Raw genomic sequence first — 22,585 nt, forward strand, 5'->3', positions numbered from 1 at the left:
CGTTGTCCTTTGGTCATCTCGCTACAGGCACCCTTGCAGGGTGCGCCTTGACGATAGCCTAGGGTTTTCCCGGACGTTTATCAAGCTGAACTTTGAATCGAACAAAATGTCTTTGTTTTTTAACGAATCTTTAATAGAGGGAAACCCCTGTTAATCCGCCTGCTTGCGCAGAAAAGCCGGGATGTCCAGATAGTCCAGACCGTTCTCGTCGGACGTTTCGTCTGCGGTCATGATGCCGCGCTTGCGATAGATTGCCGGGCGGCGCTCCAGCTCCTGATAGTCCGGCTGGCCGTCCGATCCACCGACAACCCGCAGACCGGATTCGATGCCCACGCGCTTGGTCGCGACGGTGCGACGCTCACCCAGTCCAGTGGCCACGACCGTGACGCGCAGCTCGTCTTCCAGTTCGGGATCGACGACGGTGCCCACGACGACCGTGGCCTCCTCGTCGGCGAATTCGCGCACCGTGTTGCCGACCTCATTGAACTCGCCGATGGTCAGGCTCATGCCGGCCGTGATGTTGACCAGGATGCCCTTGGCGCCGGCCAGATCAATGTCTTCCAGCAGCGGGCTCTTGATGGCGGCCTCGGCGGCCTCGCGGGCGCGATGCTCGCCCCGGGCGGAGCCCGTGCCCATCATGGCGACACCCATGTTCGACATGACGGTCTTGACATCCGCGAAGTCGACGTTGATGAGACCGCGGCGGGTGATGAGCTCGGCGATGCCCTGGGTCGCGTTGAGCAGGACGTCGTTGGCGGCCTTGAAGGCGTCGAGCAGACTGGTGTCCTTGCCGAGTACCGCCAGGAGTTTTTCATTGGGAATGGTGATCAGCGAATCGACCGATTGAGCGAGTTCGGCAATGCCCTCGTCGGCGATCCGCAGGCGCTTGGCGCCCTCGAATGAAAAGGGTTTGGTGACCACGGCCACGGTCAGAATGCCGAGTTCCTTCGCCACCTGAGCGACGACCGGCGCTGCGCCAGTGCCGGTGCCGCCGCCCATGCCGGCGGTGATGAACACCATGTCGGCGCCTTCCAGCGCCTCCTTGATGCGATCCCGATCCTCCATTGCCGAGTTCCGCCCCACGGCGGGGTCCGCGCCGGCGCCCAGGCCTTTGGTGACGCCTGCGCCGAGCTGAAGGATGGTTTTGACGTTGGCGTTCTTCAGCGCCTGTGCGTCCGTGTTGGCGCAGATGAAATCCACGCCCTCAATGGTCGAGGCCACCATGTGTGTGACCGCATTGCTGCCGCCGCCGCCAACGCCGATGACCTTGATAACGGCATTCTGATTATGAGTATCCACGAGTTCGAACATGGTCTGACTCCCCGTGCACGCTGTGCACCACCTGAAACCTCATTCAGCCGCGCACCGTGCGCGACCGCCCCCGACATGACCAGGACACGCAAGGCGCCTGGCCCGAGACCGCAGGCTGCGGTCCGTTAAAAATTACCCTGGAACCAGCCGCGCGCGCGCGCCCACAGCCCTTTCAACCCCAGATGCTCGGCCAGTTCCGGACCCCGTGAGACCCGATGCTGACGCGCGTACATCAGCAGGCCGACGCCGGTCGAATGGATGGGGTTGTTGACAACCTCCTCCATGCCAATCACATGCTGGGGACCGCCCAGACGCACCGGCATCTGGAAGACATCTTCAGCCAGCTCGATCAGGCCCTGCATCTGCGCGCTGCCGCCGGTCAGCACCACCCCGCCCGCGACCAGATCCTCAAAGCCGCTGCGGCGCAGTTCGTTGTGCAGCAGGGTCAGGAGTTCCTCGTAGCGCGGCTCGACCACTTCGGCCAGCGCCTGGCGCGACAGCCGGCGCGGCGAGCGGTCGCCGATGCTCGGCACCTCGATCATCTCGCCATTGGCGGTGAGCTGGGTCAGGGCGCAGGCATGCTGAATCTTGATCTGCTCGGCGTATTGGGTGGGCGTGCGCAGCGCCACGGCGATGTCGTTGGTGACCTGATCGCCAGCGATGGGAATGACGGCGGTGTGGCGAATGGCGCCATCGGTGAAGACCGCCAGATCCGTCGTCCCGCCGCCAATGTCGATCACGCAGACCCCGAGTTCCTTTTCGTCCTCGCCGAGCACGGCGTAACTCGAACTCAACTGGGCCAGCACCAGATCATCGACATCGAGCCCGCAGCGGCTGATGCACTTGATGACATTCTGCGCCGCGCTCAGGGCGCCGGTGACCATGTGCACCCGCGCCTCCAGCCGCACGCCGCACATGCCGATCGGCTCGCGGATGCCTTCCTGATCGTCGATGATGAATTCCTGCGGCAGGATATGCAGGATCTTCTGATCCGCCGGGATGGCGACCGCGCGCGCGGCGTCGATGACCCGATCCACATCGGCCTGCGAGACCTCGACCTCTTTGATCGCGGTGATGCCGTGCGAATTGAGACTGCGCACATGGCTGCCGGCGATGCCGGCATGGACCGAATGGATCTCACAGCCGGCCATCAGCTCGGCCTCTTCGACCGCGCGCTGGATCGACTGCACGGTGGACTCGATATCCACCACCACGCCTTTCTTCAGACCACGGGACGGATGGGTCCCGATGCCGATGATCTCGATCTGATCGTCATCCTTGAGTTCGCCCACCAGACAGGCGATCTTCGAGGTGCCGATATCCAGGCCGACCAACAGATTTTTGTCGTTACGTCGCGACATCCGATTTTATCCTCGATTGCCGGATCGCTTGGCGCGATCCGTCTGTGCGGGAACATTCGTGTCCCCGCTTGGTGCCCATTTCACGGCGAACCCGTTGCTGTAACGCAGGTCCACCACCAGTGGCTGACCGGCCGCCTCAAGCTGCTGCGCGCTGGCGATGAAGCGCGCCAGTCGTTCCTCGGCGGCGTCGGTGCCCAGCCGCAATTCGGTTCCCGTCACCAGCTCGATACGCCAGTCTCCGCGCGGATCGACCGAGAGGGTCTGAATCAGATGGCCGGCCAGCATCAGCTCGTCGCGCCATGAGAGATACTGTTTTGCCACGTCGGGCGCTCGTCTGTCGTCACCTTCGAGCAGTGGCAGCCCGGCCGGCATGGTCCCGGCCTGCGGACGGAAAATGACCCCTTCGGCAGTGATCAGTCCATCCGCATTCCAGCGGGCGATGGGACGATGTTCCTCGACCCGCACCTCCAGCCGATCCGGCCAGATCCGGCGCAGACTGGCGCGACCAACCCAGGGCAGATCCTCGGCGGCGGTCTTGAGGCCGACCAGATCAGCCGTCAGAATCCCGCCATGCAGACGCTCGCCGATGATTTGCTCCAGCAGCCGTGATGAGTGATGGTGGAGTTCGCCCTGCACCTCGATCACCCGGATCGGCAACAGACGCGGCTCCCAGTAGCTGAATTGCCAGACCGCTGCGAACATGGCCAGGATCAGCAGCAGACCGACCAGCGCGCGCAGACGCGCATTCAGCGACGACGCAGGCGCAGCGGCCTGCGGCGCGTCGGGCTTTGGCCGACTGCGGGCAGACGCGGGACGTGCGGTGGCGTCCGGCCTGTCCTGGGCAATGTCGCCAGACTCAGTCACGGTTACAGACTCGTCTCCAGAATCCGCCACACCAGGGCGTCGAAATCCATGCCCGCGACCCGTGCGGCCATGGGCACCAGACTGTGATCGGTCATGCCGGGGACGGTGTTGATCTCCAGCAGAAAGGGCCGGCCCACGTCATCCACCATCAGGTCGACCCGGCCCCAGCCGCTCGCGCCGGTCGCCTCGAAGGCGTCCAGGGCCAGGCGCTGGAGCTGCGACTCAGTTGCCGTATCAAGCCCGCAGGGGCAGTGATAACGTGTGCTGTCGGCCTGATACTTCGCCTCAAAGTCATAGAAGGCGTGCGGCGTTTCCAGCCGGATCAGGGGCAGCACCTCCTGTCCCAGAATGGCGCAGGTATACTCGGCGCCCTGGATCCAGCGCTCGGCGAGCACCAGGGCGTCGTACTCGGCCGCCGTGCGCCAGGCGCGCTCCAGTGCGTCGCGGCTATCGACCTTGGCCATGCCGATGCTCGATCCCTCGTGAACCGGCTTGATCATGAGCGGAAAGCCGAGCGCCGCTGCTGCCGGCAGATCGGACTCGGCGCGCAGCAGGACGGATTCGGCCGTCGGCAGTCCGCAACCCGTCCAGGCCAGCTTGCAGCGATATTTATCCATGCCGAGCGCCGAGCCGAGCACGCCGGAGCCGGTATAGGGCAGGCCGATGGTCTCCAGCGCGCCCTGGATCTGACCGTCTTCGCCGCCACGACCATGCAGAATAATGAAAGCGCGGTCATAGCCGCCGGCCCGCAGCTGCTCCAGAACACTTTCGTCCGGGTCAAGCGGATGGGCATCGACCCCCTGCCGCTGAAGCGCCGCAAGCACCGCGCCGCCGCTCTTGAGCGAGACCTCGCGTTCCGCCGCACGTCCGCCCAGGAGCACTGCGACCTTGCCGAATTGATCCGCAGCCTGCGCTGCTTCTGTCTTCATGAACCCTCTCCGGCGATGCGCCTGACCTCGGTTACCAGACGGATACCTGTGCGTTGTTCCACTGCGTCCTGCACATGATCGATCAGCCTGACGATGTCGGTGGCCGTCGCCTCGCCTGTATTGATGATGAAATTTGCGTGTTTCTCAGACACCTGCGCGCCGCCCAGACGATAGCCCTTGAGTCCCTGCGCCTCGATCAGACGCGCCGCATGATCGCCCGGCGGATTGCGGAACACCGAGCCGCAGCTCGGCAGACCGACGGGCTGCGTCGCGGCGCGCCGGTCCAGCAGCGCGCGGATCCGCGCCATGCCCGCCGCGCCGTCGCCGGGGGTCAGGGTCAGCTCGACATCCAGAAACCATTCGCCTGCCGGTCCCTTGACCTCGCGATAAGCGGGCGCGAAATCCCCGGCGTCACGTTCGCGGATGGTTCCGGCGCGGTCGATGGTGCGCACCCGTGTCACATGGGTCCAGGTCTCGCCGCCCCAGGCGCCGGCATTCATCGCCAGTGCGCCGCCCATGGTGCCGGGGATGCCGGCCAGGAACTCGACCCCGACCAGATCGTGCCGGGCCGCAAAGCGCGCCAGCTTGGCGCTGGACACCCCGGCCTCGGCACGGATCCCGGTCGCGCCGCAGCGCGTCAGCCCCGTCAGACAGCCCTGGGTCTGGATCACGGTTCCTGCAAACCCCCGGTCATCGATCAGGAGATTGCTGCCGAGTCCCAGCCACAGCAGCGGCTCGTCAGGCTCCAGGTGGCGCAGCAAGGCGACCAGATCGTTGGCATCAGCCGGACGATAGAACCGGCGCGCCGGCCCGCCGACCCGCCAGCTCGTATGTCGGGCAAGCGGCTCGTTGAACCGCCATTCGCCGCGCAGCCTGTCGATGGACATCGCGTCAATGCCCATCACGCCGTCTCCGCCAGGGCAGGGTCAGAGAACTGCGTCGGCGCGTGACCGCTGGCCGTCCGGTCTGATGCGACGTGCCGTCCGACTGCTCGGACAGCGGCTCGGAAGACGGAACGATCAGCGACCGCAGCGGCTCTCCGCAACCCATGAGCAACCGCTTCATTAAAGATCTTTCCGTCATGCACCAGCCCCCTAAGCTGAATAAAAAGTCGTTAGTGCCAACCGCCAACTCACAGCCCCTGTTCGATCAGCCCCGGCAGTCGCGCCGCCAGTCCGCCGATGTCGCCCGCACCCGAGACCAGCAGGATGTCGCCATCCGCGATCAGATTGGCTAACAGCCCCGGTACCTCGTCGATGCTTTGGGCAAAGACCGGATCCACTTCGCCACGGGTGCGGATCGCGCGGCTGAGTGCGCGTCCGTCGGCCCCGGCGATGGGCGTTTCGCCCGCCGGATAGACCTCGCACAGCACCAGCGCGTCCACGGTTGAGAGGACCGCAACGAAGTCCTCGAACTGTTCCTGGGTGCGACTGTAGCGATGTGGCTGGAAGACCAGCACCAGACGCCGACCCGGCCAGCCCTCGCGTGCGGCGGCGATGGTGGCGGCGAGTTCGCGCGGGTGATGGCCGTAATCATCGACCAGCAGCAGGCGGCGACCGGACGGATCAGTCACCTCGCTGGTCATGAAGCGCCGGCCCACGCCCTGGAAACCGGCGAGCGCCCGGCTAATGGCGTCTTCATCAACGCCCAGTTCCAGTGCCACGCAGATGGCGGCCAGCGCGTTCAGCACATTGTGCCGACCGGGGAGATTGAGCGTGACCGCCAGCGGGCGTTCGAGTTCCGCGCTCCGGACGGTGAAAGAGGTCCGCATGCCGGCCTGACGCACATCGGTGGCGCGCACGTCGGCCTCGAGTTGTGTGCCATAAGTCCGCACTGCGCGCGGGATCTGCGGCAGCAGCGCGCGGATCTCGTCGTCGTCGAGACAGAGCACCGCCAGTCCGTAGAAAGGCAGGTGATGCAGGAACTCCATGAAGGTGTTGCGCAGCCGGTTGAAGTCGTTGCCATAGGTGCGCATGTGATCGGCGTCGATATTGGTGACGACCGAGATCATGGGCTGGAGATAGAGGAAAGAGGCGTCGCTCTCGTCGGCCTCGGCGACCAGATATTTGCTGGTGCCCAGTCTGGCGTTGGCCCCGGCGCTGTTGAGCTGACCGCCGATGACGAAGGTGGGATCCAGTCCGCCTTCGGCCAGGATGCTGGCGACCAGACTGGTGGTCGTGGTCTTGCCGTGGGTGCCGGCGACCGCCACGCCATAATAGAAGCGCATGAGTTCGGCCAGCATCTCGGCGCGGCGCACGATGGGGATGCGCGCGCTGCGGGCCTGTTGGATCTCGGGATTGTCTTCGTCGATGGCGGTGGACACCACCACGGCATCGGCGTCGCTCACCTGTGCGGCGCGATGACCGATGAAGACCTCGATCCCGAGTCCGCGCAGTCGCTGCGTCACCCGGCTATCACGCAGATCCGACCCGGCGACCTCGTAGCCCAGATTGGACATGAGCTCGGCGATGCCGCTCATGCCGGCGCCGCCGATGCCGACGAAGTGCAGCCGGCGCACCCGGCCCATATTGGCCGCCGTATGTTGCAGATGGGCGTTCATTGGCGTGCGATCTCCAGACAGGCGGCGGCGATTCGCGCGCAGGCATCGGGTTGAGCGCGACCGCGTGCGGCTTCGGCCATCGCCAGGAGTCGCGCGCGGTCGCTCAGTAAGTCAGTCAGCAGGGCGGTCAGACCCGCCACGCTCAGGTCGCGCTGGATGACCAGACGCGCCGCACCGGCATCGGCCAGATAGCGGGCGTTGCCGACCTGATGATCATCGACGGCGAAAGGGTAGGGCACCAGCACCGAGGCGACGCCAGCGGCGGCCAGTTCGGACACCGTGAGTGCGCCCGAACGGCAGACGACCAGATCGGCCCAGGCATAGGCTTCGGCCATGTCGCCGATGAAGGGGGTCACCTCGGCGGCGACCCCGGCGGCGGCGTAGGCCGCCCGTGCGGTCTCCAGGGTCCGCTCGCCCGCCTGATGACGCACCTCGGGACGACTCTCGACCGGCAGGGCGGCGAGTGCGGATGGCAGCATCTCGTTCAGCGCCTGCGCGCCCAGCGAACCGCCCAGCACCAGCAGACGCGGCGCGCCGGTATGACCGGCGAAACGCTCGCCTGGCGCGGGCAGATCGACGATGGTCTGACGCACCGGATTGCCGGTGGCGACCGCACCGCGTGCGGCGGGAAAGCTGCCGGGGAAGGCCTCGAAGACCCGCGTGGCGATCCGCGCCAGCCATTGATTGGTCATGCCGGGGACGAAATTCTGTTCATGGACGATCAGCGGAATCCCCAGTGCGCGCGCCGCCAGTCCGCCGGGGCCGGAGGCGAATCCGCCCATGCCGAGCACCAGTGCGGGACGCCGACGGGCCAGGATGGCCCGCGCCTGCCAGAGTGCGCCGGCCAGCTTGAAGGGTGCCTTGAGCATCTGGCCCAGCCCTTTGCCGCGCAGCCCCTCAATGCGGATCCACTCCATCTCGAAGCCATGCTCCGGGACCAGTCGTGATTCCATCCCCTGACGGGTGCCGATCCAGAAGACCTGCACGCCCTGCGCGCGCAGGGTCTCGGCGACCGCGAGTGCCGGAAAGACATGACCGCCGGTGCCGCCGGCCATGACGCCTATGCACGCGCCCATCGCAACCCCCGTTTGGCCCCGGCCTCGATCTCCAGTTGACGCATGGTGAAATCGATCCGCATCAGGATGGCGACCGCCATGCAGCCCACAATCAGGCTGTTGCTGCCATAGCTCAGAAAGGGCAGGGTCAATCCCTTGGTCGGCAGGAGTCCCACGTTGACGCCGAGATTGACGAACGCCTGCAAGCCAAGCCACAGGGCAATGCCCTGGGCGACATAAGCGGCGAAGGGCTTCTTCAGCGCCTCCGCCCGCACGCCGATCTGGAAGGCGCGCCAGCAGAGAAAAACGAAGGCCGCGATCAGGGCCAGCACCCCGACCAGACCGAATTCCTCGCCGATCACCGAGGCCAGAAAATCGGTGTGGGCCTCCGGCAGAAAGAACTGTTTCTGGATCCCGTTGCCGAGTCCCACTCCCAGCCATTCGCCACGCCCGAAGGCGATGAGTGCCTGACTGAGCTGATAGCCCGAGCTGAACGGATCCTGCCAGGGGTCCAAAAAGGAGGTGACGCGCGCCCAGCGATACGGCGAGAAGATCACCAGCGCCACCAGCCCCATGCCCACCACGCCGAGCAAAAGGACAAAAGGCAGGACACTGACACCACCGAGAAAAAGCATTCCCATCACCGTGGCGAGCATGACCGAAGTGGTGCCGAAGTCCGGTTGCATGAGGATCAGGGCGGCGGCGATCCCGATCAGGATCATGGGCCGGATGAAGCCCGAGATGTGATTCGCGACCGAATCGGCATGTCGCACCAGATAACCGGCGACATAGACGATGGCAAAGAGCTTGATGAATTCGGAGGGCTGGATGTTCAGAGGACCCAGCGGAATCCAACGCGTTGCGCCATTGACTGTGCGCCCGATGCCGGGCACCAGCACCAGGACCAGCACCAAGACGAAGGCCAGAAAGATCCAGGTTCCCGAGCGCTCCCAGGTCTCCAGCGGCACGCTGTAAGTCAGCACGCCGGCCGTCAGCGCGAGCCCCAGGGCAAAGCCGTGGCGCAGGATGTAATAGAAAGGATCGTTACAGCATTTTTCGGCAATCGACATGGAGGCCGAGGAGACCATGACGAAGCCGAACGCCAACAGCCCGAGTGCGCAGATCAGCAGCGGGAAATCCATCGGCTGGATGCGGTCGCGCCGACGCAGGGCGCCACGGCTCGATCTGGCGGCGGCGGCTGTTGGTTTGGGTGCGACGCCGATCATGACGCCAGACTCCGCACGGCGGCGGCGAAGACCCGCCCGCGATGCTCGTAGCTGTCGAACATGTCGAAACTGGCACAGGCCGGAGACAGCAGCACCGCGTCGCCCGGTGCGGCGAGATCGGCGGCGCGGCGCACGGCCTCAGACATCCCGGCAGCATGGACGACAGGCACGACGCCCGCCAGCGCCGCTTCGATCAGCGGGGCGTCGCGACCGATCAGCACCACGGCGCGCGCGGCGCGGCGCACGGCGGGCAGCAGGGGCGAAAAATCGGCGCCCTTGCCTTCGCCGCCGGCAATGAGCACCGCACGTCCGGGCGCATCATCCGGTATCAGACCGTCCAGGGCCGCCACGGTGGCGCCGGGATTGGTGCCCTTGGAGTCGTCATACCAGCGCACGCCCTGGTGTTCGGCCACCAGCTCGCTGCGATGCGGCAGACCGGGGAAGGTGCGTAACGTCTCACAGGCGGACGCCAGGGGGATGTCGCAGGCCGTTGCCAGTGCCAAAGCGGCAAGGGCATTCGCCAGATTGTGACGCCCCGGAATCGCCACCTCCGCAGCCGGCATCAATCGCTCCTCGCCACGGCAGATCCAGACCGCACCCTCCAGCGCGCGCAGACCGAAATCGCCTTCGTCAGGCGCATCCAGTGTAAAGCCGATTTCGGTCTTCGCGACGCGGGGCATGGCGGTGACCATGGGATCGTCGCGATTGACCACGGCGACCCGTGCGTTCCGATAGATCCGCGCCTTGGTGGCGGCATAGGCATCGAGATCCGGATAGCGGTCCAGATGGTCGGCGGAGATGTTCAGCACCACGGCGGCATCGGCGCGCAGGCTGGGGATCGTTTCCAGTTGAAAGCTGGAGAGTTCCAGTACATAGAGATCGGCTGAGTCGTCGAGCAGATCAAGCGCCGGTTCGCCAAGATTGCCGCCGACTGCGACCCGCCGTCCCGCGAGTCGGGCCATGAGTCCCACCAGGGTCGTGACCGTGCTCTTGCCGTTTGAGCCGGTGATAGCGCAGATCGGCGCGCGCGCGGCGCGGACGAAGAGTTCCACATCGCCAATCACCGGCACGCCGCGCGCGATGGCGGCCTGGATCAGTGGTTCGGCGACGGGCACGCCCGGACTCACTACCAGTTGTGCCGCCGACGCGAAGACCTCAGGCGCGAAACCGCCGGTGAACACAGGGATTCCGGGTAGCGTCTCGCGCAGCGTATCCAGGCCGGGCGGATTGGCGCGCGAATCGGTGACGGCCACCGGCATGCCCTGCGCATGCAGATAACGCGCACAGGACAGCCCGGTCTTGCCGAGTCCGACGATCAGGGTCGGCCCCGTTAAATCGGGCGCGTCAGGCGTGGCGGGAGGCGGGAAAGGATGCATGCCGCTCACCGGATCTTGAGGCTCGCCAGCCCGATCAGGACCAGCACCACGGTGATGATCCAGAAGCGCACGATGACGCGCGGTTCGGGCCAGCCCTGGAGTTCGAAATGATGGTGCAGCGGCGCCATGCGGAAGATGCGCTTGCCGGTGAGCTTGAAGGACAGCACCTGAAGCATCACCGAGATGGTCTCCATGACGAAGACCCCGCCCATGATGAAAAGCACCAGCTCCTGACGCACGGCGACCGCCACCACACCCAGGGCCGCGCCCAGCGCCAGGGCGCCCACGTCGCCCATGAAGACCTGCGCCGGATAGGCGTTGAACCAGAGAAAGCCAAGCCCGGCGCCGACCAGCGCGCCGCAGAAGATCACCAGCTCGCCGACCTCGGGGATGTGCGGGATCAGCAGATAATTGGCGATCTGGATATGTCCCGATGCGTAGACAAAGATCGCCAGCGCACCGGCCACCAGCACGGTCGGCATGATCGCCAGCCCGTCGAGCCCGTCGGTCAGATTCACCGCGTTGCTGGCGCCGACGATGACGAAGTAGGTCAGCAGGATGAACCAGGGACCGAGCTGGATCGAGACGTTCTTCAAATAAGGAATGAGCAGCGCCGTCTCAGCCGGCGAGGCGGCGGTGGCATAGAGGGCCACGGCGGCGGCGAAACCGGCGAGGGTCTGCCAGAAATATTTCCAGCGCGCGATGAGTCCGCGCGGATCGCGTTTCACCAGCTTTTTGTAATCGTCCACCAGCCCGATGAGCCCGAAGGCCAGGGTCGTCAGCAGCACGATCCAGACATAATGATTGTCCAGATCCGCCCACAGCAGGGTCGAGATGCCGACCGCGACCAGAATGAGCGCGCCGCCCATGGTGGGCGTGCCGGACTTGGACAGATGGCTCTGCGGGCCGTCGTCGCGGACGGTCTGTCCGATCTTGTAGGCCCGCAGACGGCGGATCATGGGGCGACCGACCAGCAGGGCAATCGCCAGTGCGGTCAGAACGCCCAGGATGGCGCGCAGGGTCAGATAGCGGAAAACATTGAAGCCGCTATTGAACTCGGCAAGCCATTCAGTGAGATACAGCAACATCTTAAGATTTGACCTCGGCGCAGAGCGCCTCAACGATTCGTTCCATCCGCGCCAGGCGCGAACCCTTCACCAACACCGAATCCTCCGCGCGCAGCTCGGGGCTCAGGGCGGCAATCAAGGCCGCCTGATCCGCGAAATGCCGCGCACCTTCGCCAAAGGCGCGGCTGGCCCCGACACTCAAGCCCCCGACCGTGACCAGCCGCTCAATCCCGGCGGCGCGCGCCAGCACGCCGATTTCCTCATGCAATCGGGCCGCATCCGGCCCCAGTTCGCCCAGATCGCCAAGCACCAGCCAGCGTCGCCCGGCCAGCCCGGCCAGTACCTCAATGGCGGCGGCGATGGAGTCCGGGTTGGCGTTATAGGTGTCGTCGATGACGCCGAGCCCCTGACAGCGGCGCGGATACAGCCGTCCCTTCACCGGTTGCAGACTGGCAAGCCCGGCGCGAATGGCGTCGGCATCGATGCCGAGCGCCAGGGCCACAGCGGTTGCCGCCAGCGCATTGCGGACATTGTGGCGACCGGCCAGACGCAGGGTCAGGGGCAGATCGCCATCGGCATGGATCGCCGTGAAGACGGTGCGGAAACCGTCGGCGTCCCAGGCGACCTGCGTATCCGCCGAGACGGCCTGCACGTCAGCCGCGCCATCCAGGGCGAAGGTCAGCATCCGTCGTTCGCCAGCCAGTTCACGCCATAGCGGTGTGTAAGGTGAATCGCCGCCGACCACGAAGACGCCCCCGGCGGGCAGCCCGCGCGCGATCTCGCCCTTGGCCCGCGCCACGCCCTCGACCGTGCCGAAACCCTCCAGATGGGCGCGTCCGGCATTGGTGATGAGCGCCACGTCGGGACGGGCGATGTCGGTCATGTAGCCGATCTCGCCGTGATGATTGGCGCCCATTTCGAGCACCAGGAAATCCTCGTCACGGGCGCGCAGCAGGGTCAGCGGCATGCCGATGTCATTGTTCAGATTGCCGACGGTGGCACGCACCTGACCGGCCTGCGCCAGGATGGCCGCAATCATCTCCTTGACCGTGGTCTTGCCGTTGCTGCCGGTGATGGCGACGACCCGACCGGGGAAACGGTCACGCCAGACCGCCGCCAGACGCCCGAGACCGAGCCGGGTGTCAGCGACGACCCATTGCGGCAGATCCAGCGGCAGCGGATGGTCAACCATCGCGGCCACCGCGCCAGCCGCCTGGGCGGCGGCGACGTATTCATGCCCATCGAACCGCTCGCCGCGCAGGGCGATGAAGAGTTGTCCGGCGCAGTCGGCGCGCGAATCGGTGCCGACGGCAGCGAAACGCACGTCCTCAGCATGCAGCGATCCGCCGGCCTGGGCGATGGCTTGAGACAGCATCATCATGGCGCCGGCTCCCGGCCCGCGACGGCGAGCAGCATTGAGGGCTCCAGGTCATCCGGCGGAATATTGAGGAGCCGCATTGCGCCCTCCATCACCCGCTGGAAGACGGGTGCGGCCACCACGCCGCCGTAATAGGCGCCGCCGCGCGGCTCATCGACCATGACCACCATGACCAGACGCGGCTGACCGGCGGGGATGAAGCCGGCGAAGACCGATTGATAGCGACCGGCGCCATAACCGCCGGGTCCGGCCTTTTTGGCGGTGCCGGTCTTGCCGCCGACCCGGTAGCCGGGAATCTGGGCCTGCTTGGCTGTGCCCTTGTCGGAGACCACGGTTTCCATCATGGCGCGCACCTTGCGGGCGGTATCGGCGCTCAGGACACGCACCGCGCTGGGCGCGGCATGTTCGTCCGGGTGCCCGTCTGTCGCCGGGATTCGTTTCAGCAGGGTCACGGGGCGCTTGACGCCATCTGCCGCCAGAACGCCATAAGACTGTGCAAGCTGGAGTGCGGTGACGGAGAAGCTGTAGCCGAAGGCCATGGTGGCATGGTCGAATGGCCGCCATTTGGTGTAATGACGCAAACGACCGACGGTCTCGCCGGGGAAGCCGACGCCGGTTGCATGACCGAATCCAAGCTGGTCATAGAGATTCCAGAGGGTGGCGTAATCCATCATCTGGGCGATCTTCACCGAGCCCACATTACTGGACTTGGTGATGACGCCGGTGACATCGAGATTGCCGTAATTATGGACATCGCGGACGGTGTTCTTGCCCACCATCATCATGCCGGAGCCGGTGGCGATCCGGGTGCCGGGCGAGATGAGTTTTTTCTCCAGCGCCGCCGCCACCACGAACGGCTTGGCCGTTGAACCGGGCTCCATGACATCGGTCAGCGCCCGATTGCGGCGATGGTCAGCATCGGTCTCGCGGTCGGCATTGGGGTTGTAGCCCGGCTGGTTGACCATCGCCAGCACCTCGCCGCTGGCCACGTCCAGCACCACGACCGTGCCGCCCCTGGCCTTGTGCTCCTTGACCGCCTTCATGAGTTCGCGATAGGCGAGGAATTGCAGCCGCCGGTCCAGGCTCAGGGTGAGATCCTTGCCCGGATGTGGCGGACGGATCTGCTCCACTTCCTGCACGATGCGATGACGTCCGTCGCGAATGATGCGGCGCAGACCGGGCTCGGCCTTCAGCAGATCGTCATAGGCGAGTTCCATGCCTTCCTGACCGCGGTCTTCGATGTTGGTGAAGCCGATCACATGGCCGAAGACCTCCGCGCCCGGATAGAAGCGCCGGTATTCGGTCTCGAAATCGATGCCACTGATCTGATGTCTGGCGATGACCTCTCTGACCTGCCGCGCCTCATCGAAGCTGACCCGGCGCTTGAGATAGATAAACCCGCGTTCGCGGTTGGCGGCGACCTTCTCGCGCAGGGCGCCGGCGTCGAGTCCGAGCACGGACGCCAGCGGCGCCAGCGCATCCAGATGCTCGGCCAGTCGGCGTGGATCCGCCCAGACGGTCTCCACCGGCGTGCTCACGGCCAGCGGCTCACCATTGCGGTCCATGATCATGCCGCGTCGGGCCGCGATCTCGGCATCGCGCAGATAACGCCGTTCGCCCTCGGTGCGCAGGAAATCGGTTTCGATGACCTGACGGTAAAAGACGGCGGCAGAGAGCGTCACGAAGGCCGCCGAGAGCACCCCCACCAGCAGGCGACGACGCCACACCAGATTTGGTTTGGCGCGGGGAGGCAGGAGCCGTCGCGGGCGACGGCTAGGGCTTTTTGCCATGACCACCTTCCTCAATCAGGAGCACATCGCCCAGACGCGGGGCGAACATGCCGAGTTCGTGACGCGCCTTGCGTTCAACCCGCGCATGAGTGGAGAGCGCCGCTTCTTCGAGCCGCAGACGGTTCCATTCGACATCGATGGCGTCGCGCTGCGCACGCAGCTCCTGCAACTGGCCGAAGTGGCTGCGGGTCAGATATTTGGCATAGACCACGGCGACCGCCGACAGCATGACGGCCAGCGAGAGGACGGCGAGGATCAGGGCGTCGGTGCGCGTCATGACAGCCGCTCGGCAACCCGCATGATGGCGCTGCGCGCGCGCGGGTTCGCCGCCACTTCAGACGGGGTCGGGCGCACCGGTTTGCCGAGTGCGCGCAGACGGCCCTGAACCGCCGTCGCTCGAACCGGAAGCCCCTTGGGCAGGACCGGTCCCTGCGCTTCATCACGGATGAAACGCTTGACGATGCGGTCCTCCAGCGAATGAAAGCTGATGACGACCAGGCGTCCAGCCACTGTCAGCAGATCGCAGACCTGATCGAGACAGCTGCGGATGTCAGCCAGCTCGTCATTCAGATGGATGCGCAGTGCCTGAAAGGTGCGGGTCGCCGGGTGTTTGCCCGGTTCGCGGGTCGGCACCGCACGCGCCACAATCTCGGCAAGCTGGGTGGTGGAAGTGATTGGTTCGGCGGTGCGGGCGGCGACGATGGCGCGGGCGATGCGTTTACCGAAACGCTCCTCGCCAAGCTCGTAGAGGATCGCTGCAATGTCCGCCTCATCCGCACGGGCGAGCCACTGCGCCGCTGACTCGCCCGAGTGCGGATCCATGCGCATGTCGAGCGGCCCCTCGGCGCCAAAACTGAAACCGCGTTGCGCCGCATCCAGTTGCGGCGAGGAGACACCGAGATCCAGCAGGATTCCGCTCAACGGACGACCGTCAAGACCGGCTGCCGCGACGATCTCGCCGATGGTGCCAAAACGTCCGGGGTGAATGGAAAAGCGTGGATCCTCTGCGGCCAGTGCACGGGCGGCGGCGACGGCATCGGGATCGCGGTCAACCGCGAGCAGCCGACCGGCGGCGCCCAGACGGGACAGAATGGCGCGACTATGCCCGCCACGGCCAAAGGTGCCGTCGAGATAGATGCCATTCGAGTCCATGACCAGGGCCGCCACACTCTCCTCCAATAGAACAGGTTGATGCAGTAAACAGTTGTTTTGCAAGGCTTTGCATTGCGCGTCAATCATGAGAGAAGGGCTTTTCAAAGTGTCAGGGAGCCGAGCCCCGCAACCAGTGCCAGCTCGCCGATTGCTGCATCGCTCAAGGCCGCCTCGTTGCGTGCCTGCCAGGCCGCTTCATCCCACAACTCAAATTTGATGCCCTGGCCGACGAAGGCGACCCGCTTGTCAAGTGAGGCGAAATCACGCAGATGCTGCGGCAGCAGGATTCGGCCCTGGGTGTCGATATCCACTTCCTGTGCATTGCCGACATAGAGACGCTGAAGCGCGCGGGCCGTGGGGTCGAGCGCGGGAAGTGCGGCGAACTTGCGCTCGATGATCTCCCATTCGGGTTCCGGGTAGAGCAGCAGACAGCGATCCCGATCAACCGTGACCACCAGACGCGCGTCACAGATCGACTGCAATCGCTCGCGCTGTCGCGACGGAATCGCGAGTCGCCCCTTGGTGTCCAGATTGACGATGGAAACCCCACGGAACACCCGCGCACCCCTTGGTTATTCGTCGCCGACGCTTTGCCCCATCATTCCCCACGGCTCCCCACTCGGGCGCCATGTTAGAGACGGCAGGGGACATCGTCAAGAAATCGCTTGTCTTTATTCTTGACAGTCAGCCACTTACACGCCTTATCTCGGCGCGAAGATAAACTTGGATAAAGCGCTTTTATTTCAATCGAATGCAAATTAAAACTCGCAATGAGCTTTAAGCATTAGAGGGAAATCCCCATGCGTTGCCAGTGAGGGTGTCCGTGATCATTTGACTGGCGCCGGAATCCATCGATCAGGCGGCTGGGCGTGCACAGTCAAGCACACGTTGAGTTAAACTGATGGCGGTGATTTCGCATCGTCAATGGCATTGATGCGGATGAACGGAAGAGGGTCGGTTTGTGTTGGCGCATCTTTGTTAATTCGGTTAAACCGTGCCCGGTGCGGTATGTGATGTTTGGGGATTGGGTTGGCCTTGGCAGAATCGACGACTGTTGGCGCTGGCGCGGTTTAAGATATTCAATAATATGAAATTTTAAACCGCGTCTCCACTGATGTCGTTGACTTCCCCAGAGCTAAACACAAATTGAAAATTACGCATATCGCACTGGACGCGGTTTAGCTCAATTGTTCGCATAACCTGGAGAAATAATCGCGATGTCTCTCATCAAACGCTCACTTGCCGAGTTGATCGGCACCTTCTGGCTGGTGCTTGGCGGTTGCGGTAGCGCCGTGCTGGCGGCGGTCTTCATGGCCGGAACCAACGATATTGGCATCGGACTGCTCGGTGTCTCGCTCGCCTTCGGTCTCACGGTGCTGACCATGGCCTATGCCATCGGCCATCTTTCCGGCTGTCATCTCAATCCGGCGGTAACGGTGGGTTTGGCGGTCGGTGGGCGTTTCGGCTACGCCGAGGTGCCGGCTTACATCGTCGCCCAGACGGTCGGGGCCATTCTGGCTGCCGCTCTGCTGCTGCTGATCGCAAGCGGGACCGAGGGTTTTACCCTGACCTCGACCAGCCTGGCGGTGAACGGTTATGGCGAGCAGTCTCCTGGCGGATACAGCCTGCTATCGGGTCTCGTCACTGAAATCGTCATGACCTGCTTTTTCCTCTTCATCATTCTGGGTGTCACCGACAAGCGCGGCACGGCGGTGGCTGGCGGTCTGGCCATTGGTCTGGCCCTGACTCTCATCCATCTGATCTCCATTCCGGTCACCAACACCTCCGTGAATCCCGCCCGCAGCACCGGGCCGGCGCTGGTGCTCTTTCTGTCTGGAGAAGGGAAGGCATTGGCCCAGCTCTGGCTGTTCTGGGTGGCGCCCATCGTCGGCGCGGCGCTGGCGGGTCTGATCTACCGTTTCTTTGAAGAGCCGACAGCGTCCGCCTAGTCGCATTCTGTCAAGGCCGTCTGTCGGCCCTATTCGGTTCACAGGCGGTCTTGAATCACATCAACGCCACACGAGGACCAGATCATGACCCCCATCATCAACCGCTCGACCGCGCTCCTGCTGGCCGGTCTGGCGTTTTCCGGGCACCTGCTCGCCGAGGAAACGGGAGCGCCTGTGGCCGAGCCGGCCCCGGCATCAATGATCGATCCCGCCGCCATCCAGTCGCTGGAACGGATGGGCGAGTATCTGCGTGGTCTCACCGCCTTCAGTCTGCGTGCGGACGATACGGTGGACGAGGTGCTGGATTCCGGGCAGAAGATCCAACTGACCAAAACGGTCGAGATCCAGGCGCGCAAGCCCGACCGTCTGCGGGCCAGTGTGGAGACGGATCGCAAGGCGCGCGAGTTCTTCTACGACGGCAAACACTTCACCCTGCTCACCCCCGAGACCGGGTATTACGCGACGGTTCCGGCACCGTCCAGCATCCGCGAGCTGGTGGACGAGATCGAGGTCAAATACGACATCGAATTCCCGCTGGTCGATCTCTTCCGCTGGGGCGAGAACCCTGAAGCGACAGCGGAGATTCAGGAGGCCATGCGCGTTGGTACGAGCAGAATCGGCGGACAACTGGCGGATCATTACGCCTTCCGTCAGGACGGGATCGACTGGCAGATCTGGATCGCTCAGGGTCCGGTGCCCCTGCCGCTGCGCTATGTCATCGTCACCACAGACGAACCGGGCGAGCCCCAGTACATGGCGAACCTGACCTGGGACACCCAGGCCAGACCCGATGATGCGATCTTTGTTTTCACTCCCGGCAAGGATGATCGCCCCATCGACATCGTCCAGAACAGCGCACCCGCCACACCCGAGGAGTCGCCGAAATGAAACGTCTCTCGCAGCAAGCATTCACGCTGGCCGTCATGGCCGTCTTTTCCTGCGGTCTGGTTCTGATGTCGTTCGATGCCACGGCGCGGGGCGGCGGCGGTCATGCCAGAACCTCGGTCAATCGGGGGGCGCATGCCAATGTCAACCGTGGCGCGAATGTCAATCGCAATGCCAATATCAATCGCGGTGCGAATATCAACCACAATGCCAACATCAACCGCAATACCAATATCAACCGCAGCGCCAACGTCAATGTGAATCGCAACGTCGATATCGACGTTGACCGCCGCTGGAATCACCCGGTTGGAACGGCGGTGGCGATCGGTGCGACGGCGGCCGTGATCGGCTCCATCGTCTATTCGCTGCCGCCCTCGTGCTCGACGATCTATGTCGATGGCGTGACCTATCAGCAGTGCGGTTCGAGCTGGTATCAACCGCGCTATGTCGGGACCAGCGTCCAGTATGTCGTGGTCAATTCACCCTACTGACGGGCGCATCATCCGGTCGCAGGGGATGGTGCAACGCCATTTCCACCGATGACCTCGCGATAAAAACGGGCGCTCGTCTTGAGCGTCCGTTTCTGGCTCAGTGGATCGACCTGGACCAGACCGAAACGCTTGGCATAGCCCTGCGCCCACTCAAAATTATCCAGCAGCGACCAGGCAAAATAGCCCCGTAGATCGATACCCTGCGTGATGGCGGCATGAGCGGCGCAGAGGTGTGTGCGCAGATAATCCACCCGCTCGGGGTCCGATACCTCACCATTGCACGGCGACGGGTCATCGAAGGCCGCACCGTTTTCGGTGATATAGAGCGGCGGATTGCCGTAACGGTCTTTGAGCCAGAGCAGGGTGTCAGTGAGTCCCTGCGGATAGATCTCCCAATCCATGCTCGTGCGCGGCGCGTATGTCGGGCTGATCCGCACCGCGTTCAGCGGTGGATGGTTGGGCGCAGCGCGCACCAGACCACGCGAGTAGTAATTCACGCCGATGAAATCAGTCGCGCACTGGATGCGCTTCAGATCGGCATCCGCAAAGCCGGGCCAGGCGGGGCCGAACAGGGATTCAAGCTCAGACGGATAGACGCCGAGCAGGAGCGGATCCAGGAACCAGCGGTTGATGAAGGCGTCGCGTCGCGCGGCGGCGGCCTGATCGTCAGGCGAGGATGACGCAGGATGCTGCGGCTCCAGATTGACCGCCAGCCCGATCCGGTGACGCCCGCTGGCGCGATAGGCGGCGACCGCTTCGGCATGGGCCAGCAGCAGATGATGGGCGACCCGTGGCGTCTCGAACCAGTCCTGATGACCCGGCGCCAGTTCGCCCTCCAGATAGCCCAGAACCGACACCACCCAGGGCTCGTTGAGCGTGACCCAGAGCGGTACGCGGTCGTCCAGTGCATCGAACAGCAGTCGCGCATAGTCGGCGAACCAGCGCGGGCTGTCGGGATTGAGCCAGCCGCCGCGATCATGCAGCGCGGCGGGCAGATCCCAGTGATAGAGCGTGATCATGGGCTGGATGCCGCGTTCCAGCAGGGCATCGGTCAGGCGTCGATAGAAATCGAGCCCCTTGATGTTGACCGCCCCGCGTCCCTCCGGCAGTACCCGGCCCCAGGCGATGCTGAAGCGATAGGCGCCCAGACCCAGATCGGCCATCAGCGCCACGTCTTCGGCGAAGCGATGATAATGGTCGCAGGCCAGATCGCCGGTGTCGTCGTGGGCGATCCGTCCCGGCTGGTGGACAAAGCGGTGCCAGATGCTGGGGCCGGCGCCATCGGCGAGCGGATGACCTTCGATCTGATAGGCGGAGGTTGCCGCGCCCCAGAGAAAGTCGTTGGGAAAGGGGAGAGTGGTCATACCGGCTGAGCGTCCTCTGACGCGGGCGGAGTGCCCGGCTGGGCGAGGCTGCGGATGGCGGCGGTGGGATCGGCGTGCTCGCGACGGTCGCCGGGTGGACGGATCTGCCAGTTGCCGTCGTCATCGATTTCCAGCAGACGATCATAGAAGCGCGGATCATCCGCCACGTCACCCAGGGTCAGGTAAGTGATGTCGCGATGGCGCAGCAGATTGAGCAGCTCGCCGATGGGGCATTCGCTCAAGCCCCGGCTGGGGTGATCCAGAAAGACGAAGCGCGGCGCGGCCAGGAGCATGCGCGCGAAGGCGAGTCGCTGCTGTTCGCCCAGCGACAGCAGATCGCCCCAGTTCTGGTGCTCGACATCCAGCCCGCCGGCCTTGATCAGCGCCTCCTCCAGATTCAGGCTGTTGAGGCTGTTCCGGAGCTGCCAGTCCGGGATGCCTTTCTCCTGTCCGGTGCGCAGCAGCACCTCGCGCAGGGTTCCCGGCGGGACATAGGGCCGTTCCGGCAGAAAGAAGATCTGCTCATGTCCGGGATGCAGAATGCGTCCCTCGCCGTGATCCCAGAGGTCAGCGGTGGCGCGGAAGAGCGCCTTCTTCGTCGCCTCGCTGGTCGAGCGGACCAGCAGACAGACCCCGGCTGGAACCGACAGACTCAGATCCTTGAGGAGGATTCGCCCGTCGCGGGGGGCGTACAGCGTGAGCCGCTCGAAGGCCACGCTGCCACAGTCCTCGCTGAATTCGACGCTCGGCGCGTGATGGGGGCGTTCCTGGGTCATGGCGTCACGCAGTGCATTGAGTCGCGCGACCACCGCCGCATAGGCCGAGATGGATTGAAACTGGGTGATGATCAGCGAAAAGGCGCCGAGCAGATGACCGAAGGCGACCGCCGACTGGGTGATGACACCGAAATCGGCCTCGCCCTGGATGAAGAGCGGGGCGACGATCAGGGCCGGGATGATCTGGATCAGATAGTTGTAGCCCGTGACGAAAAAACCCAGGTTGCGGTTGACCTCGATGATGCGCTGGAAATTCGCGGTCAGTTGCTCCAGTCCTTCGCGCAGACGCATCTTGAGCCGTCCCTCGCGGCGCAGGAGCGCAACGGACTCGGCGTTTTCGCGCACCCGCAGCAGGCTGGAGCGGAAATTGGCCTCGCGGTCGAGCTGGTCGTAATTGAGCTTGACCAGCGGTTTGCCCAGGTAGATGGCGAGCAGCGAGCCAAGGATCGAATAGGCGACGGCGACCAGAAACAGGAGCGGACTGATGGTCCACAGCACCCCGGAAAAGGCGATCACCGTAAAGCTGGCGTTCAGAAACATCAGGGTGAAAGACAGCGTGGTTCCGGTCATGGCGCGGATGTCTTCCGAGATCCGCTGATCCGGATTCGACAGCTCGCCGCTGGCATAGAGCCGAAAATAGGTGCGGTCTTCCAGATAGCGATCAACGACCTCCCCGGTGAGCCATTTGCGCCACACCAGCCCCAGGCGTTCCTCCGCATAGCGATAGAGCACGGCCACGATGGTCGTGATGGCGAAGACTGCCAGATAGATGAGCGCATACCGCACGAAGCCATCCATCGAACGATTTTCAATGGCGGTCATGAAGTGTCGATTGACGAAGCTGTTGACGACGTTCAGCCCGTTGATGGCGAACATGAAGAGGATCAGCAGCGCGAACAGCGCTGTCGCCTTGCCGCCGATCTCTGAGCGCCTGAGATCCCGCATCATCTGGATGAAGCGGCGCCAGATGGCGCGGGTGATGGGCACCCCGAGTCGATGCAGAAGGGACCAGACGCTATGCATGGGCAGAAATCGCGGGGGTGAGTGGAGG

General features: G+C 64.4%; 21 protein-coding genes. 3 read left to right on the forward strand and 18 right to left on the reverse strand.

What is annotated here, in order from left to right; translation table 11 throughout:
- Window positions 1–150: 150 nt before the first annotated feature.
- From ftsZ to mraZ, 16 genes are all read right to left on the reverse strand, one after another.
- Window positions 151–1,311 carry a cell division protein FtsZ gene (gene ftsZ, locus EDC35_RS05205; protein WP_132976158.1) on the reverse strand — a complete coding sequence of 387 codons (1,161 nt, stop codon included), beginning with the start codon at window positions 1,309–1,311 and terminating at the stop codon, window positions 151–153.
- 125 nt (window positions 1,312–1,436) lie between these two features.
- Complete coding sequence (gene ftsA / locus EDC35_RS05210; protein ID WP_132976159.1) at window positions 1,437–2,672, reverse strand: cell division protein FtsA; 1,236 nt, start codon at window positions 2,670–2,672, stop codon at window positions 1,437–1,439.
- Window positions 2,673–2,678: 6 nt separating this feature from the next.
- Window positions 2,679–3,536 (reverse strand): cell division protein FtsQ/DivIB, encoded by an 858-nt coding sequence (locus tag EDC35_RS05215; protein WP_243651446.1) that lies wholly within the window; start codon window positions 3,534–3,536, stop codon window positions 2,679–2,681.
- Between the two features lie 2 nt (window positions 3,537–3,538).
- Window positions 3,539–4,465 (reverse strand): D-alanine--D-alanine ligase, encoded by a 927-nt coding sequence (locus EDC35_RS05220; protein WP_132976160.1) that lies wholly within the window; start codon window positions 4,463–4,465, stop codon window positions 3,539–3,541.
- Entirely contained in the window at window positions 4,462–5,367 is a 906-nt protein-coding gene (gene murB, locus EDC35_RS05225) for a UDP-N-acetylmuramate dehydrogenase (protein WP_243651447.1), read from the reverse strand. Before murB ends, EDC35_RS05220 begins: the two co-directional genes overlap by 4 nt.
- The gene (locus EDC35_RS18475) at window positions 5,357–5,530 is read right to left on the reverse strand and encodes a hypothetical protein (RefSeq protein ID WP_165903355.1); all 174 of its coding nucleotides are present in this window, start codon (window positions 5,528–5,530) and stop codon (window positions 5,357–5,359) included. The genes murB and EDC35_RS18475 overlap by 11 nt, the downstream gene beginning before the upstream one ends.
- Window positions 5,531–5,597: 67 nt before the next feature.
- Window positions 5,598–7,025 (reverse strand): UDP-N-acetylmuramate--L-alanine ligase, encoded by a 1,428-nt coding sequence (gene murC / locus EDC35_RS05230; protein ID WP_132976161.1) that lies wholly within the window; start codon window positions 7,023–7,025, stop codon window positions 5,598–5,600.
- A complete protein-coding gene (gene murG / locus EDC35_RS05235) occupies window positions 7,022–8,101 on the reverse strand; it encodes an undecaprenyldiphospho-muramoylpentapeptide beta-N-acetylglucosaminyltransferase (RefSeq protein ID WP_132976162.1) in 1,080 nt (359 codons plus the stop codon). The genes murC and murG overlap by 4 nt, the downstream gene beginning before the upstream one ends.
- Entirely contained in the window at window positions 8,086–9,306 is a 1,221-nt protein-coding gene (gene ftsW, locus EDC35_RS05240; protein ID WP_132976163.1) for a putative lipid II flippase FtsW, read from the reverse strand. Before ftsW ends, murG begins: the two co-directional genes overlap by 16 nt.
- Window positions 9,303–10,682: a UDP-N-acetylmuramoyl-L-alanine--D-glutamate ligase gene (murD, locus tag EDC35_RS05245; protein ID WP_132976164.1), complete on the reverse strand. Its 1,380-nt coding sequence runs from the start codon at window positions 10,680–10,682 to the stop codon at window positions 9,303–9,305. The genes ftsW and murD overlap by 4 nt, the downstream gene beginning before the upstream one ends.
- Before the next feature lie 5 nt (window positions 10,683–10,687).
- On the reverse strand, window positions 10,688–11,770 hold the full coding sequence (mraY, locus tag EDC35_RS05250; RefSeq protein WP_132976165.1) for a phospho-N-acetylmuramoyl-pentapeptide-transferase: 1,083 nt from the start codon (window positions 11,768–11,770) through the stop codon (window positions 10,688–10,690).
- Between the two features lies 1 nt (window position 11,771).
- Complete coding sequence (locus EDC35_RS05255; RefSeq protein WP_132976166.1) at window positions 11,772–13,130, reverse strand: UDP-N-acetylmuramoyl-tripeptide--D-alanyl-D-alanine ligase; 1,359 nt, start codon at window positions 13,128–13,130, stop codon at window positions 11,772–11,774.
- Window positions 13,127–14,917: a peptidoglycan D,D-transpeptidase FtsI family protein gene (locus EDC35_RS05260; protein WP_132976167.1), complete on the reverse strand. Its 1,791-nt coding sequence runs from the start codon at window positions 14,915–14,917 to the stop codon at window positions 13,127–13,129. Before EDC35_RS05260 ends, EDC35_RS05255 begins: the two co-directional genes overlap by 4 nt.
- Window positions 14,901–15,194 (reverse strand): cell division protein FtsL, encoded by a 294-nt coding sequence (gene ftsL, locus EDC35_RS05265; protein ID WP_132976168.1) that lies wholly within the window; start codon window positions 15,192–15,194, stop codon window positions 14,901–14,903. Before ftsL ends, EDC35_RS05260 begins: the two co-directional genes overlap by 17 nt.
- Window positions 15,191–16,156 (reverse strand): 16S rRNA (cytosine(1402)-N(4))-methyltransferase RsmH, encoded by a 966-nt coding sequence (gene rsmH / locus EDC35_RS05270; protein WP_132976169.1) that lies wholly within the window; start codon window positions 16,154–16,156, stop codon window positions 15,191–15,193. Before rsmH ends, ftsL begins: the two co-directional genes overlap by 4 nt.
- A gap of 14 nt (window positions 16,157–16,170) precedes the next feature.
- Complete coding sequence (gene mraZ / locus EDC35_RS05275; protein ID WP_132976170.1) at window positions 16,171–16,626, reverse strand: division/cell wall cluster transcriptional repressor MraZ; 456 nt, start codon at window positions 16,624–16,626, stop codon at window positions 16,171–16,173.
- A gap of 660 nt (window positions 16,627–17,286) precedes the next feature.
- Between mraZ and aqpZ the strand changes: the two genes are divergently transcribed.
- The 3 genes from aqpZ (at window position 17,287) to EDC35_RS05290 (ending at window position 19,394) form a co-directional block, all read left to right on the forward strand.
- The gene (aqpZ, locus tag EDC35_RS05280) at window positions 17,287–18,018 is read left to right on the forward strand and encodes an aquaporin Z (protein ID WP_132976171.1); all 732 of its coding nucleotides are present in this window, start codon (window positions 17,287–17,289) and stop codon (window positions 18,016–18,018) included.
- Window positions 18,019–18,102: 84 nt separating this feature from the next.
- Window positions 18,103–18,906, forward strand: coding sequence for a DUF2092 domain-containing protein (locus tag EDC35_RS05285; RefSeq protein WP_132976172.1), 804 nt, complete (start codon window positions 18,103–18,105; stop codon window positions 18,904–18,906).
- Window positions 18,903–19,394, forward strand: a complete 492-nt coding sequence (locus EDC35_RS05290) for a hypothetical protein (RefSeq protein WP_132976173.1) — start codon at window positions 18,903–18,905, stop codon at window positions 19,392–19,394. Before EDC35_RS05285 ends, EDC35_RS05290 begins: the two co-directional genes overlap by 4 nt.
- 8 nt (window positions 19,395–19,402) lie before the next feature.
- Here the strand turns inward: EDC35_RS05290 and EDC35_RS05295 are convergent, their stop codons facing one another.
- Together EDC35_RS05295 and EDC35_RS05300 are read right to left on the reverse strand one after the other, a co-directional pair.
- Window positions 19,403–20,758, reverse strand: a complete 1,356-nt coding sequence (locus tag EDC35_RS05295; RefSeq protein WP_132976174.1) for a GH1 family beta-glucosidase — start codon at window positions 20,756–20,758, stop codon at window positions 19,403–19,405.
- A complete protein-coding gene (locus EDC35_RS05300; protein ID WP_132976175.1) occupies window positions 20,755–22,557 on the reverse strand; it encodes an ABC transporter ATP-binding protein/permease in 1,803 nt (600 codons plus the stop codon). Before EDC35_RS05300 ends, EDC35_RS05295 begins: the two co-directional genes overlap by 4 nt.
- Window positions 22,558–22,585 lie beyond the last annotated feature (28 nt).

The organism is Thiobaca trueperi, from assembly GCF_004342175.1.
Classification (GTDB): Bacteria; Pseudomonadota; Gammaproteobacteria; order Chromatiales; family Chromatiaceae; genus Thiobaca; species Thiobaca trueperi.